Source organism: uncultured Dysgonomonas sp., assembly GCF_900079725.1.
GTDB lineage: Bacteria > Bacteroidota > Bacteroidia > Bacteroidales > Dysgonomonadaceae > Dysgonomonas.
This window is the reverse complement of the sequence record NZ_LT599032.1, coordinates 3,610,370-3,626,533: the sequence shown is the minus strand read 5'-3', so window position 1 is coordinate 3,626,533 and position 16,164 is coordinate 3,610,370. Positions and strand designations below refer to the sequence as shown.

Genomic DNA, 16,164 nt, shown 5'->3' with positions numbered 1-16,164 from the left:
TTTAACTATCGCACCCTGTTTACATTAAGCCTAAAGGCATATATCTTAAAAAAATAAGTTGTAACTTTATGATATTTAAAACCTTGTTGTCAAGAACCCTGTTTGTAATTATTAAAAACTGGAGCCATGAAATCAATAAACAAAACAGCCGGATCTAAAGTTCTTGTAATAGTGGAAACATTACAAAGTAAAGAGGTATTACCGGATTATAAACAGAATAATGCAGCCGTAATCGACCCAATACTAGGAGAAACATTTCTCAATACATGGGCACAGGAGATGGAACCCGAAGAAAAGTATTACCTGATAATTGATGATTGCAACTATGAGGTAAATAAGTCTTTGTATGAAAATGTGAATATTGGTGTTCCTGTACAAAAGACATACAGTTCCGATGGAAAGGAATTACTTTCAATAGTACCGGATATTGAACAGTGATTGAACCCGGAATTTTATGTAGTGATAATATTTAGTGGCATATATCGGAATTTTGTAAATAATTATTACATTTGCGCCTGATTTACATAACACAGACTAACTAGAAGAAGAGACTACACAAAATGAAACGGTTATTATTAATAATATTTCTGTTTGTAATAATGGGAATGCAAGCAAGTCTTGGTGCGCAAACAAGCACAGAGAGCATGAGGCTCCTCAATGGGGTGAGATACTCCTCAAAAGAGAAAAAGACGGAGGCACGTAGCGGACCGCTGCAATATCTACGGGGAGATTATCTGATATTGATACTTGGAGTGGGTGCATACATTATGATAAAGAGAAAAAAATCTAGAAGAATAGATCTTTAAATACAGAGCCGATATTTAGTTTTCGGCTTTTTTTATGCTTAATTGGTAATGTGAAAAACAATTTTAAGAATGGAAGAGAAAAAAGTAGTATTAGGAATTAAAGAGAAGCCCAGGCCGGCACAATGGCTGCTATTGAGTATTCAGCATTTGTTTGCTATGTTTGGCGCTACGGTTTTAGTTCCCGCTCTGACAGGAATGAGCCCTGCAGTAGCATTGATTTCCAGCGGTATAGGCACACTTGTATTTATTGCGATAACGAAGGGGAAGGTACCTTCTTATCTAGGATCTTCATTTGCCTTTATCAACCCTATTATCGCAGTAAAAGCTTTGGAACTTGACCCTGCATCGGGAGTAGGCATGGGTAGTTTTCTTGTAGGCAGTTTCCTTGTCGGAGTTACTTACTCCGTTGTTGCTTTGATTATTACAAGGGCGGGAACAAAATGGCTCATGAAATTATTACCGCCTGTAGTTGTTGGGCCTGTTATTATGGTTATTGGGCTGGGGCTTTCGGCAACAGCGGTGAATATGTCTACTAATAATCCGGCCGGAGATTATGATCTTACTTATGTTATGGTTGGATTGGTAACTCTTACTATAACCATTCTTACTGCAATATTTACCCGTGGTTTCCTAAGCGTAATACCTGTACTTGTAGGTATCGTAGGGGGATATATATTCTCTATAATTCTGGGTATTGTCGATTTGCAGGCTGTAATAGATGCCAAATGGATTCAACTACCTCCATTCGAAGTACCTTTCGTTCATTATACACCGTCATTTACATGGAGAATATTCCTAATGATGGTTCCTGTAGCCATTGTTCCTATTGCCGAGCACATTGGCCATCAGTTAGTACTTAGTAAAGTTGTAAACAAAGACCTGATAAAAGATCCCGGTCTTGATAAGTCTATGCTCGGAGATGGTGTTGCTACGATGATAGCAGCCTCTATTGGTGGACCTCCGGTAACAACATATGGTGAGAATATCGGTGTATTAGCTATTACACGTGCATTCAGTATCTATCTTTTTGTCGGTGCTGCTATATTTGCGATTCTATTTGGTTTTTGCGGTAAAATAGCAGCCTTGCTTACCACAATTCCAACTCCGGTAATGGGAGGAGTATCTATCTTATTGTTTGGTATTATCGCTTCCAGTGGATTGCGTATGCTAGTGGAGAATAAAGTGGATTTCAGCCGTAAGCGCAACCTTATCATATCGTCAGTTATTCTGGTTATAGGTATTGGTGGTGCAGCTATTCATATCGGAAAAATGTTTTCGCTGGAGGGGATGGCTCTGGCGTCTATCATCGGTGTCGTTTTGAATCAAGTATTGCCGGGTAAGCAAGTTGTAGATTTCGACGAAATGTTTAAAGATTAAGCATATGACTAATTTTGAGTTATGGATTATAATTATAAATCATATAATCCATAACTCATTTACTTCTTTATTTCCGAAAACCCGGTTAATCCTGCACACAGTACTTTATATAACGATCACCTTGTTATCCCCTGCACAATTTTACACCTTGTCTTACCTTCCTGTCGAAGTATAAAAAAACAATAAATGCCGTATTTTCACCATGTTATAATAAGTTAACAGTCGGGATTATCGGTTCGTTTGTTATCTTCCTATTTTTAAGAGGTTTACCCAAAAGTATGCTGTAAAACATGTGGAAAATGCTGTTAAATAGTCCTTTTTTGCATGGCATGAGGTTGCGAGCTTTTGAAAATAGTTTTATATTTGACGGTTATATAAACTAAATCGTATTCATTTCGAAACATAAATTATGGAGAAAACCCTTGTAATTCTTAAACCTTCATGCGTTCAACGAGCGTTGATGGGAGAGGTTATCTCCCGCTTCGAAAAGAAAGGTTTACGATTGGCCGGGATGAAGATGATGCAGTTGACCGACACTATTTTGAACGAACATTATGCACATCTGAAAGAACGTCCGTTCTTTCAACGAGTAAAAGATTCTATGCAAATATGCCCCGTTGTAGTTCAATGTTGGGAAGGAATAGATGCGGCTAAAGTAGTCCGGTCCCTAATTGGTGTGACCAACGGACGTGAGGCAGCAGCAGGTACAGTCAGAGGCGACTTTTCGGTGAGTGCCCAGGAAAATATTGTACATGCTTCCGATTCTGCAGAGTCGGCAAGAATAGAATTAAAAAGATTTTTCGCAGATAACGAGATTTTTGATTATAAACTATCTACACACGCACACTTGTATGCATGTGACGAGATTTAAATTATATTATGCAAGAAAAGAAAAACAGTTTGACCGAGGGCTTAAAAAAACTGAGACTACTACCTTTAGCAGCTATGTTTTTACTACCTATGAGTAGTTTCGCCCAACACACTGGTAACACCTCAGAATCTAATGCAGACAGAGCCGAATTAAAGTATAAACAACGTCACAGCCGGATGAACGCGAATAATCTTTATGCTGATGGTATAAAGATTAAAAGAGATCTTTCTATATTGAAAGAAGTTCAGGAAGAGCGCGTGCTTGCTGCAGATGAAATACCGGCCGAAGACCTTTATAGTGGCATCTGGAACAACCGTTACGTAAATGCTTACCGCTCGATAGAAAATATACCCGATACATTTACTGTAAACCTGGCCAATTTTACAATGCCTACTATGGGGCATATAACATCCAACTTCGGTCCTCGTCGTCGCAGAATGCACTATGGTATAGATTTGAAGGTGCAGACCGGCGATACTATTTATGCGGCATTTGATGGAAAAGTACGTGTGAAGCAGTACGAGCGTCGCGGATATGGCTACTATCTGGCTCTTCGTCACCCAAATGGATTAGAAACTGTATATGGGCATTTATCTAAATTTTTGGTAGAAGAAGACGATGTTGTCAAATCAGGTGATCCTATTGCGTTAGGTGGAAATACCGGTCGCTCTACAGGGTCGCATCTCCATTTCGAAATCCGTTTCCTGGGGAATCCGATTAATCCTATAAAAATAGTCGATTTCGAAAATAAAGTATGCCATAAGGATACTTATCTGGTGACAGCTGATAGCTATAGCAGAAGTTCGAAAGGAGTAAATGTAAACACATTAGCATCTAGCAGTACCCGTTCGAAAGCAAATGTAAAAAATAAATACGCTTCAGGTAATGTTAATTACCACCGTATAAAATCTGGTGATACATTAGGAGCAATAGCCCGTAAGTATGGGACAACAGTAAGTAAAATCTGTTCATTGAATAGTATTACTGCAAAAACGACATTGCGTCTGGGAAAATCACTGAGGGTATCCTGATTATAATTAAGTTAATTTATGTATAAATATAAGGCTGTAAGAACTAATTCTTGCAGCCTTTGTTATTTAATATATAAATAGAGAGCAAACATCTGTTTTGTTAGCAAATTGTTTTTCTTCATTAGCTTAGATTAGTTAATTGAGGAATAATTCTTTTGTTTTAATATTTTTTTAGAACTTTGTGTTATGAGCCGGATAAGGTGTGGAGTAATGTAACCGGTTACTATGGAATAAGAAGAAGTAGTGTCTATGCAAAAAAAAATACAGAAAATAACATCTTATTGTATTTATTTTTCTCCTGAATATTTGGGAGTTAACATTATTTTACGAGAGAGAGAGAGAGAGAGAGAGAGAGAGAGAGAGAGAGAGAGAGAGAGAGAGAGAGAGAGAGAGAGAGAGAGAGAGAGAGAGAGAGAGAGAGAGAGAGAGAGAGAGAGAGAGAGAGAGAGAGAGAGAGAGAGAGAGAGAGAGAGAGAGAGAGAGAGAGAGAGAGAGAGAGAGAGAGAGAGAGAGAGAGAGAGAGAGAGAGAGAGAGAGAGAGAGAGAGAGAGAGAGAGAATTTGATTGTACACCAGTATATAATTTAGTCTGATTTATTAATCAGGCTAAAGTCTTCATGTGTATTATCGAATTAAAATAAAAAACGATAGGACCTTATATGTATTTATGTTTATGATTTATAATACTTCTCCTGCACATATAAAACTGCAATAATATGCTAGAGCCTTTTGATCTGAAATCGTTCAATAAATTTTACACGGATTATCATCCGCGTTTTATTCGTTTTGCAAATACCTATGTGAGAGATATTTCCATTGCTGAAGACATTACAACCGAAGCATTTATGACCTTTTGGGAAAACAGGGCTAACCTGGATTCAGATTCCAATGTAAGGGCTTATGTATTGACTATTATAAAAAATAAATGCCTCAACCATCTTCAACATAAAAAAATGCAGGTTAAGACTTTGGATAATATTCAGGATATAGCTCATTGGGAACTTAATGTACGCATAACAACCCTTTCGGCATGCAATCCGGAAGAGCTTTTTTCGGCGGAGATAGAAAAGATCATAAATCAGACATTAACCGCTTTACCGGAAAGAACACTGGTAGTGTTTAAGATGAGCAGATACGAAAATAAAACACATAAAGAGATTGCGGAAGCGTTGAATATTACAACGAAAGGTGTTGAGTTCCATATCACAAAAGCCTTGACACAGCTTCGTTCCAATCTTAAAGACTATATGTCTGTATTCCTGGCATTTTTCTCCATATAGAAGTAATTTTTAAAAAAAAACTATTTTTTTCACTAGGGATGTTTGTTGCTCATCTGTTGTTTATATAGAGGTTATTAAAAAATGGATTTTAAATTACTATATAAGTTTTTTGAGGGTCTTACAACTCAGGAGGAAGATGAGACAATAAGACAGTGGGTAACGGATTCTCCGGAAAATGAAAAACATTTTTTCGAAGAGCGTAAAATGTTCGATGCTGTGCTGCTTAATACGAAAGAGGCAGATATTAAAGAGGATATGGAGCTACAATCTGCACTATCCGGAAGTCGCCCCCGTATATCTATTTACTTCAGGGAGTTTATAAAAATAGCAGCTATTGTGGCTATTACGTTGTTGGGGAGCTGGTACTATTTTATCCACATAAATAAGAGTAATAAGCTGCTCGCAATGCAGACTATTTCGGTGCCTGCCGGGCAGCGTCTGAACATAGTATTACCCGATGGCACCGATGTGTGGCTGAATGCCAAAACAACGATAAAATATCCGGTATCTTTTAACGAAAAGGAACGCTTGATACTATTGGACGGACAGGCTTATTTTGATGTGGCAAGAAACAAAGAAGTCCCTTTTCTTGTGAAAACGCGTGATGGAATAATTCAGGCATTGGGTACAAAGTTTGACGTAATGGCTTATACAGACAGTCGTAGTTTCGAAACAGTGCTGATGGAAGGAAGCGTAAAGGTGAAGGCTGCATGTGATTCCTCGCAGTCGATGATATTGACGCCCGGCAACAAGGCGTATCTGAAGAATGGAAAACTAGAAACCGCATATGTAGACGACTTTAGTGCTTATGAATGGAAGGATGGACTGATTAGCTTCAAGAATGAATCATTTGCCCAAATAATGAAATCGTTTGAGAAGATATATGATATAAAAATCGTAATCGAAAACCCTAAGGTTGGCAATCTTATATACACTGGCAAATTCCGTGTTATCGATGGCGTAGGGTATGCTTTACGCGTATTGCAGAAAGATGTTAAATTCAAATACGAAAGGGATACCGAAAAACATATTATATATATAAAGTAGATATTAATAAGTAGTGTACAAAAATAGATGTGTAGTGGATCGGTTTATATCATGAAAAGACATATAATCGCACAAGGAAAAGAATATAGTATTAAAATTTGTCTTCTGTAATTTATTTAATAAGTAGATACAATCATTGTTTAGTTTAACCTTATAAAAAAAGACCGCCTATGGGAAACATTTAAAAACGCTTTTATCGTGTAAACGAAAAAGCCAATAAGTGCGGCAACACTTATTGGCTAGGAAATCAATACAATTTTTTAGACCGTATTAATCAAAAACATCGTAAATCTATGGAAAATAAAGTTTTTCACGACCGCTTTTTGTTGAAAAATGAAAAAATTAAACATTTTTTTAGAATCATGAAAATCACGACGTTGTTATTATTCGTCGGAATCCTCTCTATTTATGCTGAAGACTCTTATTCGCAAAAAGCAAGAGTTACAATCAATGAAAAAAATATCAGGCTCGATAAGGTACTGACAGAAATAGAGAAGCAGACCGATTATCTTTTTATTTATAATGATAAAGTAGAAACAGATCAAAGAGTGTCGGTAAAGGCTAATACTAAGCCTGTTTACCAAGTATTAAACGATTTGTTTAAAGAAACGAATGTCAGCTATTCGATGGAGGGTTCACACATCATCTTGTCGAACAGAAATGAACAGGAAGCATCTTCTGTAAATACTCCTTTACAAGAAGGGAAAACAATTACCGGTAAGGTTCTGGATGCTAACGGAGAACCACTTGTCGGGGTAAGTGTTGCAGTAAAAGGTACTACTACAGGAACAATAACAGATATTGACGGATCATTCTCGATAAGAGTTCCGAATCCCAATTCGGCCCTTGTATTTTCATTTATCGGATTCCTTTCTCAAGAAGTAGACTTGAAGGGACAAACTACCGTAAATGTTACTCTATCAGAAGATATAAAAATATTAGACGAAATAGTTGTAGTAGGATATGGAGTGCAACGCAAATCGGATGTTGTGGGTTCGATAAGTGTTGCTACAGCTGATCAACTCCTTCAGGCACCCTCATATAATGCGTTGCAGGGATTGAAAGGAAAAGCATCGGGGGTAACAATCTTTAACACGACAGGCAATCCAATGGGTAGCGATGATAACAACGGGGGGCAACAACGGGTTATTATTCGTGGTGTCAACTCTATTAATACAAGTACAAATCCATTATATGTTGTGGATGGCGTGCAGATGAGCGACATTCAATTCCTTAATCCGAATGATATCGAGCGAATGGAAGTACTGAAAGATGCTTCTGCCACGGCTATTTACGGGGCCCGTGGTGCAAACGGTGTTATCCTTGTTACCACAAAAAGAGGTGCAACAGGAGCTAAGGGATCAAAGGTGTCCTATGCCGGATGGATGAGCGTATCCACTCTTTCGAAAGAAGTAGAATTACTGAATTCCGACGAGTTTATGCAAGTTCAGCGTATAGGTATGTCTAATATCAGCTATTATAAACCGGACAGACCGAATCTGACTCCGGATACATCATCAAAGTTGCTGTTCGATGCTAACGGAAATCCACTTTATGATACCAATTGGCAGAAAGAAGCCACCAGGGATGCCTTTTCTCATAATCACCAGTTAAGCATTCAGACTCAGGGTGATAGATCATCTACGGGTGTATTCCTTAACTTTACTGATCAACAGGGCCTTTTACTTAATAACTATTCGAAACGTCTGAATGCTAAGTTCACATATGACACTAAGGTACAAGACTGGCTGTCTATTGATGCTAATATACTGGTAAACCATGTATGGGGTAATACTATAAACGACAGCAGTGGGGGACAAACAGCCCGCAGAACAATTTGGGAAATGCCACCAATCTATCCGGTAAAATGGCCTGATGGAAGCTGGTCTAGCACTACACAGGGAGGCACTAACTTCGGCCTCGAAGGTATGTCTAATCCTGTGCATGAACTGGAAACGTCAAAAAGAAGAAGATATAAAACAAAAGTATTCGGAAACTTTGCAGCTGTATTTCATATTTTACCGGGGCTGGACCTGCGCACACAAATCGGGGTTGATGCCAATTTCAGGACATCAAAGAATTATTTCCCAAACGATCTGGAAAATATATCAAAACCGTTGGGAGAGGCTTCTATAAACCATTTCAATTCTCTATACTGGCAAGAAGAAACATACCTTACATACAGCAGGGCATTTAATGAAAATCATCGCCTGAATGCTACTCTGGGACTTAGCTGGTCACAGAATGAAGATGAAAGAGATGGAACCGGAAATGTAAAAGGATTCAGCGATAACTTCTTTGGTTTTGATAATCTTGAAGCTGGTACAACTCCATCGGCTCCTACTTCCAGTTGGTCTCGCTGGTCTATGAATTCATATTTTGCCCGTGCCAGTTATACATTCAAAGACAGGTATATGGCAACTGCGACTTTGCGCGTCGATGGTTCTTCACGCTTCGGTAAGAATAATAAATATGCTTGGTTCCCTTCAATGGGGCTGGGATGGATGCTTTCGGAAGAAAGCTTCATGAAAGATCAGACCTGGTTATCAAACCTAAAGCTTCATACTAGCTACGGAGCTACAGGTAATACTGAAATCGATCCATATCTCACAAAACCGGCGCTTGTTTCGGGTACAGCACTCTTAAATGGGGGACGTGTTCCTTCTATCTATCCGGGTGGTATGCCAAACCCTGACTTGAAATGGGAAAGAACAGACCAGTTCGATATCGGTATAGACTTTGGCCTGCTCAACAACAGAATTAATGTAGAAGCTTCTTATTACTATAAGAAAACTAACAACCTGTTATTGGCTCGCCCTCTACCCTATACAACAGGTTATACCAGTGTGATGGATAATATAGGCAGGGTAGATAACCAAGGTATAGACTTTATGTTGAATACAGTGAATATCAACACTAAAGATTTCCGTTGGGAAACTACATTCAATATGAACTATAATAAAAATGAAATCAAGAAACTGGGAGCAAACAATGAAGATATACTGACCGACCCTAACTTCCTCGATGGACAGGTAATTCTTCGCGTAGGTGAGTCTCTCGGCTCATTTTGGGGCTATGAACGCCTTGGTACATGGAGTACCGACGAGGCAGCAGAGGCAGCCAAGGTAAATGCAAAACCGGGAGAAGCAAAGCGTTCGAAAGACAAGAAAATCTTAGGAAAGGGATTGCCTGACCTTACCGGTAGTTTCATTAATAGATTCTATTATAAAAACTTTGACCTGACTGTAGACTTGCAATTTGTATCGGGTGTAGACGTAAGACAAGACTTCTTCCACTCGGCAGAAGACCGTACTGGTATTGCAAACACATTGAAATCTTCATTGTATGATGCATGGAGACCAGACCGTCAGAATACAATGGTACAACAAATCCGTCAGGCAAACTATGCAGACCAGAACTCTGTAAGTGACTCGCACTGGGTAGCGGATGGCTCCTATATAAGAGGAAATCTGATTCAGTTAGGTTATACGTTCGGACCATCGGTATTGAAAAAACTAAAAGTGAGCAGCCTGAGAGTGAATGCAAGTGTAAACAATGCATTCCTGATTTGTTCATCCGATTTCAAGGGATACGACCCGGAAGCATCTTCAAACACCAACCGGTTTGGACAGAATGTATTCTTCTATCAGTATCCTACAGCCAGAACATTCTCCTTTGGGCTAAATGTTAGTTTTTAATCAGGTAATAATAAAGAGAAAATATTATGAAAAAAATATTATATATAGTTATAGCATTTTTCCTTATTGGTTTATATTCTTCTTGTAATGATTTCCTGGAAGAAAAACAACAATCAAGCAAGGATATCGAAAGTGCTTTTCAGTCAAAAGATGATGGATTCGCGGCTGTAAACATGCTTTACAGAAATGGGGTATCCAATTATTTCAACGCAGGAAGCGCCTATATCGCCCCCTATCTGTTTTACGGAGGTTATCGTACAGGTTTGTTTGACAATCAATATGCCGGGCAGCATTTATTTAACTCCAACATTTATAGTATGACTATCGACAGTAGTGTAAATGACGGAGAATTGGTTAACCTGTGGCGTCAGGCATATCAGGAAATAACCCGGTTTGCAAATTTTGCTCTTGTAGGAATTCCTATTTGTCCAGGTCTGTCAGATACAGAACGTGCTCAGTTGATGGCCGAAGCTAAATTCTTTAGGGCACTTAACTATTTCTACCTTGTGAAGAACTTTGGAGCTGTCCCAATTGTAGATAAACCTATGGTATCATTGAATGATGATATTTATCCGCGTCGTTCATCGGTGAAAGCGGTATATGAATTTATTCTGACTGATCTGAACTCAGCATTGAACGATGGCGGATTGCTGGACAAATCGATGCCGGATAACGCATTAAGGGTAACAAAAGGCAGTGTTCTGGCTCTATTGGCTGACGTAAACCTCAATATGGCAGGCTATCCGCTCAATGATGCATCAAAATATGCTGAAGCCGCCCAATATGCTAAAATGATAAAGGACAATAGTGCATACGCGCTCATACAAAGTACAGATAAAGGAACTAAAAGTGTATATAATATCTTACGCACTTCCGATGCGGAAAAAGAATATCTTTATCAAATGGAATTTGAAGGAAGTATTACTCAGGGTGGCTGGTATCCGACATATGCCTTCCCTATGGGATGGGTTGCCAATAACCCGGGGGTAATAAAGTATTCTATTACATGTTCCACTTATAATCCGAATGCAGGTTTGCTGAAAATATATGATGCAAATGACGACTTGCGTATCCAGGAAGGACAGTATTTCCATACAAGTTATAAAGGAATAGCATTGGATGATAAGGGTTCCAGATATCCTCACTTTTTTGTAGAAGAAGAAGCTCTTGAATCTACAGCGTTGTCCAGCAAAGACAGGGTAATGTACCGCACAGCAGAGATGTATTTGACATTCGCCGAAGCCGACGTGATGAGTAAAGGTACTGTTGGTGATGAGGCCGTTGACGCTTTGGCAACAATACAGGCTAGAGCTTCCCTGAATAAAACAAAAGATCAGATAAAGGCAACATTGACCACATTGTCTAAAGATGAATTTGTGCAGGAAGTATGGAAGGAAAGAATCCGTGAATTGATGTTTGAATGTAAAATATGGAATGATGTAACCCGCACAAGAATGTATCCGGATATATCTACTCCGAATATTTCATTCGTCCCCGTAATTGGAGCTAAGACTCCTTATAGTGCAACATTCCAGGAAAAAGATTTATTGTATCCCTACCCTAACTCGGAAATACAACGTAATCCTAATCTGATGCAAGAACCTATAAATTGATATAGCATCTTATGGTTACTGCAGGAGTGGATACCCCTGCAGTAACCTATTTTTATTACTCATGTATTATTTTAAACTACATTAAGCTTATTGTTTTACAACTATAAAAAAAGTAGTATTATGAAGAATTTATTTTTTGCAATATTAATTTGTTTATTTGTTAATGCATGTTCTTATGACATGGAGGAAATTCCTGTTTCTGAAGAATTACAAAATGGAGTTTTAAAAGCAGGTGCATATGATAATTATTTTGATTTTGAGAAAGAGTCTTTTGATATCAAAGATCTTAAAGGAAACATAATAAAAGACTTTCCTGTACCCTGGCAATTGGGAGCGACAATCGCAGGTGTGCCGGAAGAATGGCTTGATGGCAATATAAGTGGTCCATATTCGGAAAGACTGTATACAAGACAGAAAGGATGGGAACTTGTATATAGCAATGTAATGCAAAATGACCCATATAAATATATCGGTTTATACAATAGGTATACAGGAATACTCCGTTTTTTTGTATATATATTTGCCGAACCGGGTAATCAAGGATCAAGCAGTTCTATGTGGGGATTAAGTGTGAATAAATCAACCTCATTATTGCATTTTACGAAAACATCAGCAAGAGGCCTGGAAGAATCATCTAAAGATCCGTCCCCTGCATATATAACAACAGCTCAAGGTTCATTTTCGGATGGAAAATTCTCTACTAAAATGGGTTTGAATAATGCTATATGGTATGCTTTTGAAGTGGAGTGCGCTTATGATGACAAATTAACAGGAAGTTCAACTAATTTTATATTAATGGGAAGAGCTGTGAATTTTACCAAATATACAGGTGATATATCGACAATTGGTAATATTGACGGTACTATTGTAGGAAATAGTCCTAGCTCGAATGTTAATTTGAACTTTCAGAATATGTTTAACAATTCTAATACAGATAAATCTGTTCAGATAGGCAATGGGGCTGTGGTAAATGGTCTTGGGAATAAAATAGATGATGGTATTAAGAAAAATGATTCTTTTTTTAAAGGGTTGTGGGGTAATGTCAAAGAGAATGCCTCAAAGTGGCTTTCTTCCGGATTAGAAGCCGGGGTAAAAAAAGGGATTGAAGCCATTATGTCGCAAGGCACTTCTGTTGCAGCCGACGCTTTAGGAGGATTGCTAAATTCTTTAGTGGGAGGAGGCGCACAGCAAACGATTAGCAAGGTTGAACTATCCGTTAAGTTAGATTCAAAGATAGAAATGGAAAGTGAACAGATGATGGTCGGCTGGGCTGACAGGTATCTTCCCGTTCCGGGCACCTCTAATAGCAGCCTATATAATAAGCCTTTAGGGATTTGGAATTTGAAAGAAACACCGAGCATGCTGGTGAATATTTTTTCAACAGAGACGTATGAAAACCAATATAGCTCCTATCCGATAAACTATAATTATCATTACAATTATGGATTGCTGAATAACCAAGAAATTATTTTGAATCCTGAGGTTTCAGCAGAGTTTAATATAAGAAATCCAAAATATGTGCTGGTTATAAATGGAAGCTATAGCCATATGATACCAAGTCTGTTAAATTCCACACCTTTTTCTTTTTTTGATAATAATAAATATTATACATTCAATCATACGGCATTTTATTCTAAGTTTTATAACTCACCATATCCGTACTATTCATGGGATGAGGCTACAGGTCCTAAATGCAAATTATATGTATTTTTTGAGTTAGTACATAAGCAGTCAGGAGATATTTATACTTACTCTAAATATTTTGATGTGGATATGAAAAAAGGTAATATTTATAAAACCAGGGTAAACAGGAACTAAAATATTTTGCAATCCAAAATTAAAGATGAAAGACTATATGCTTTAATAAAAATCTATAAACGGTAAAGGAGGGGCTATCCTGATGGACAGCCCTGTTCTTTATCTGTTATAAATTATTAAATGATTGACAAAAGTCTTTTTGTTTTAGTTTATTATGTAAATTTGTCATAATTGTAATTGTTGCCTGAGAAATTCTAATAAATTCTGAATATAATAATGCCTTCAGATATCGTAGAGTGAGCCCGGAAACTATAAATCGAATATAAACAATACTAATTATAATAAAAAAAATAGACAATGAGATCGAATTTTAATCGCATTGCAAAAACGATCTGTTTGGGTATTATCTCAGGCACTTTGTTTTATTCATGTAATGAGCCCGAAAAAGACTCGGAACTTGTAAATCTTACCCAGTATGTCGATCCTTATATCGGGACCGGCGACCATGGGCATGTATTTGTAGGGGCCGACGTTCCGTTCGGATTGGTACAGCTAGGCCCTACAAACTATTCTCAGGGCTGGGACTGGTGTTCGGGTTATCATATTACCGATTCCACAATTATCGGATTCGGACATATGCACCTGAGTGGCACGGGAATAGGAGATCTGGGTGATATTGGCTTTATGCCGGCTACCGGCGATGTAAAGCTTACACGGGGAAATCTGAAAGATCCTAAGTCGGGAATTTACTCATTATTCAGAAGGGAGACCGAAAAAGTGAAACCCGGTTATTATGCAGTACATCTCGACAGATTTAATGTCGACGTGGAACTGACAGCTACTAAAAGGGTCGGTTTTCATAAATATACGTTCCCTCAGTCCGACTCTTCGAAAGTGATTATCGACCTGCAACATGGCATAGGCTGGGATGCTCCCGTGGAAGGTTATCTGACACAGGAGAATGATTCTGTCATATCAGGTTACCGCTATTCGAAAGGCTGGGCTAACGACCAAAAGGTTTTCTTTACAGCCGTTTTCTCCAAACCGATGAAAGGCTTTATTGTATCAGATACTACTGCTGTGCAGGAAGGGAATAGCATAAAAGCGACAAGAGCATACGGACAAGTGCTATTCGATACAAAGGATAAAGAGAATATATTTGTAAAAGTAGCCTTATCTCCGGTAAGTATCGATAATGCCAAACTGAATATGCAGGCAGAACTTTCAGGCTGGGATTTTGAGAAGACTATTGCCGATGCAGACAAAGCATGGAATGAAGAACTGAACAAAATCATAATTACAACGGACAACGAACAAACCAAGCGTACATTCTATACGGCACTTTATCATACAATGATAGCACCTTCCGAATTCTGTGACGTGAATAACGATTACAGAGGTTCTGACGGGCAAATGCATGAGAAGGGCGCGTTTAAGAATTATACGACATTCTCGCTGTGGGATACTTATCGTGCTGCTCATCCGTTGATGACTATTATACATCCGGAAAAGATGAGCGATATTGTGAATACAATGCTGACAATATATAAGCAGCAAGGTAAATTGCCAGTATGGCATCTGATGGGCTGCGAGACTGACTGTATGGTGGGTAATCCGGGCATTTCGGTTGTAGCTGACGCTATAATGAAAGGATATGACGGATTTGATAAGGAGCTGGCATTTGAGGCTATGAAAAATTCAGCTATGCTGGACGAAAGAGGCCTGAAATACCTGAAAGAATATGGTTATATCCCTTACGATAAAGGAGAGAGCGAAGGCTTGTCAAAATGTATGGAATATGCTATCGCCGACTGGGCTATTGCACAGGTTGCGCAAAAGATGGGCAAGACAGAAGATTATGATTACTTCCTGAAACGCAGTAAAGCTTATACACACTATTTCGATAAATCGGTAGGATTCATGAGAGGCCTGTCGTCCGACGGTAAGTTCAGGACTCCGTTTAATCCATTCGAATCTGTTCACCGCGACAACGATTATACAGAGGGTAATGCATGGCAGTATACATGGTTGGTGCCGCACGATATAAAAGGGCTTGTAGACCTGTTCGGCAGCAAAGACGCATTTGTTCAGAAACTGGATTCCCTGTTTGTGGTAGAGGGTTCGCTGGGAGAGCATGCATCTCCGGATATCAGCGGACTGATAGGCCAATATGCTCACGGAAACGAGCCTAGCCATCATATTCTGTATATATATCCTTACATCGGTCAACCATGGAAGACTGCCGATAAGGTACGTCAGGTAATGTCGGAACTTTATCACGACCAACCGGCCGGACTTTCGGGCAATGAGGATGTAGGCCAGATGTCGGCATGGTATGTATTATCTGCTCTGGGATTTTATCAGGTTGAACCGGCCGGAGGAAAATATATTTTCGGAAGTCCCGTTATAAATGAAGCAACCGTGAAAGTGAAAGACGGAAAGACTTTCAGAATTGTAGCAAAAGATAATAGTGTTGCTAATAAATACATACAGAGCGTGACGCTTAACGGCAAAGACTACGATAAGTTTTATATAGACTTTAAAGATATAGAAGCCGGTGGTACATTGGAGTTTGTGATGGGGGATAAACCGTCCGAAACCTGGGGTACAAAAGGTGAGATTTAAGATATAAAGTCCCTTTTACACATCATAGGGATTTTTATTAAGGGTGAAGCCGCCAGAAG

At 38.7% G+C, this 16,164-nt stretch carries 11 protein-coding genes; all 11 read left to right on the top strand.

Translation table 11 applies throughout. From position 1 onward, the window contains the following. Positions 1 to 126 precede the first annotated feature (126 nt). The 11 genes from QZL88_RS15220 (at position 127) to QZL88_RS15170 (ending at position 16,105) form a co-directional block, all read left to right on the top strand. A complete protein-coding gene (locus tag QZL88_RS15220; RefSeq protein WP_296942463.1) occupies positions 127 to 438 on the top strand; it encodes a hypothetical protein in 312 nt (103 codons plus the stop codon). A gap of 437 nt (positions 439 to 875) precedes the next feature. Beyond that, the gene (locus QZL88_RS15215) at positions 876 to 2,183 is read left to right on the top strand and encodes a solute carrier family 23 protein (RefSeq protein ID WP_296942461.1); all 1,308 of its coding nucleotides are present in this window, start codon (positions 876 to 878) and stop codon (positions 2,181 to 2,183) included. 409 nt (positions 2,184 to 2,592) lie between these two features. Next, positions 2,593 to 3,054 carry a nucleoside-diphosphate kinase gene (gene ndk, locus QZL88_RS15210; RefSeq protein ID WP_296942459.1) on the top strand — a complete coding sequence of 154 codons (462 nt, stop codon included), beginning with the start codon at positions 2,593 to 2,595 and terminating at the stop codon, positions 3,052 to 3,054. 8 nt (positions 3,055 to 3,062) lie between these two features. Beyond that, complete coding sequence (locus QZL88_RS15205) at positions 3,063 to 4,085, top strand: peptidoglycan DD-metalloendopeptidase family protein (RefSeq protein ID WP_296942457.1); 1,023 nt, start codon at positions 3,063 to 3,065, stop codon at positions 4,083 to 4,085. Between the two features lie 249 nt (positions 4,086 to 4,334). Next, positions 4,335 to 4,649: a hypothetical protein gene (locus QZL88_RS15200; protein ID WP_296942455.1), complete on the top strand. Its 315-nt coding sequence runs from the start codon at positions 4,335 to 4,337 to the stop codon at positions 4,647 to 4,649. Between the two features lie 151 nt (positions 4,650 to 4,800). Further along, on the top strand, positions 4,801 to 5,364 hold the full coding sequence (locus tag QZL88_RS15195; RefSeq protein WP_296942453.1) for an RNA polymerase sigma-70 factor: 564 nt from the start codon (positions 4,801 to 4,803) through the stop codon (positions 5,362 to 5,364). Positions 5,365 to 5,445: 81 nt separating this feature from the next. Continuing rightward, positions 5,446 to 6,411: a FecR domain-containing protein gene (locus QZL88_RS15190; protein WP_296942451.1), complete on the top strand. Its 966-nt coding sequence runs from the start codon at positions 5,446 to 5,448 to the stop codon at positions 6,409 to 6,411. 362 nt (positions 6,412 to 6,773) lie between these two features. Next, positions 6,774 to 10,109, top strand: coding sequence for a TonB-dependent receptor (locus QZL88_RS15185; RefSeq protein WP_296942449.1), 3,336 nt, complete (start codon positions 6,774 to 6,776; stop codon positions 10,107 to 10,109). Positions 10,110 to 10,135: 26 nt separating this feature from the next. Beyond that, positions 10,136 to 11,722, top strand: a complete 1,587-nt coding sequence (locus tag QZL88_RS15180) for a RagB/SusD family nutrient uptake outer membrane protein (protein ID WP_296942447.1) — start codon at positions 10,136 to 10,138, stop codon at positions 11,720 to 11,722. A gap of 120 nt (positions 11,723 to 11,842) precedes the next feature. After that, on the top strand, positions 11,843 to 13,540 hold the full coding sequence (locus tag QZL88_RS15175) for a hypothetical protein (protein WP_296942444.1): 1,698 nt from the start codon (positions 11,843 to 11,845) through the stop codon (positions 13,538 to 13,540). A gap of 297 nt (positions 13,541 to 13,837) precedes the next feature. Beyond that, positions 13,838 to 16,105: a GH92 family glycosyl hydrolase gene (locus tag QZL88_RS15170; RefSeq protein WP_296942442.1), complete on the top strand. Its 2,268-nt coding sequence runs from the start codon at positions 13,838 to 13,840 to the stop codon at positions 16,103 to 16,105. Positions 16,106 to 16,164: the final 59 nt, after the last annotated feature.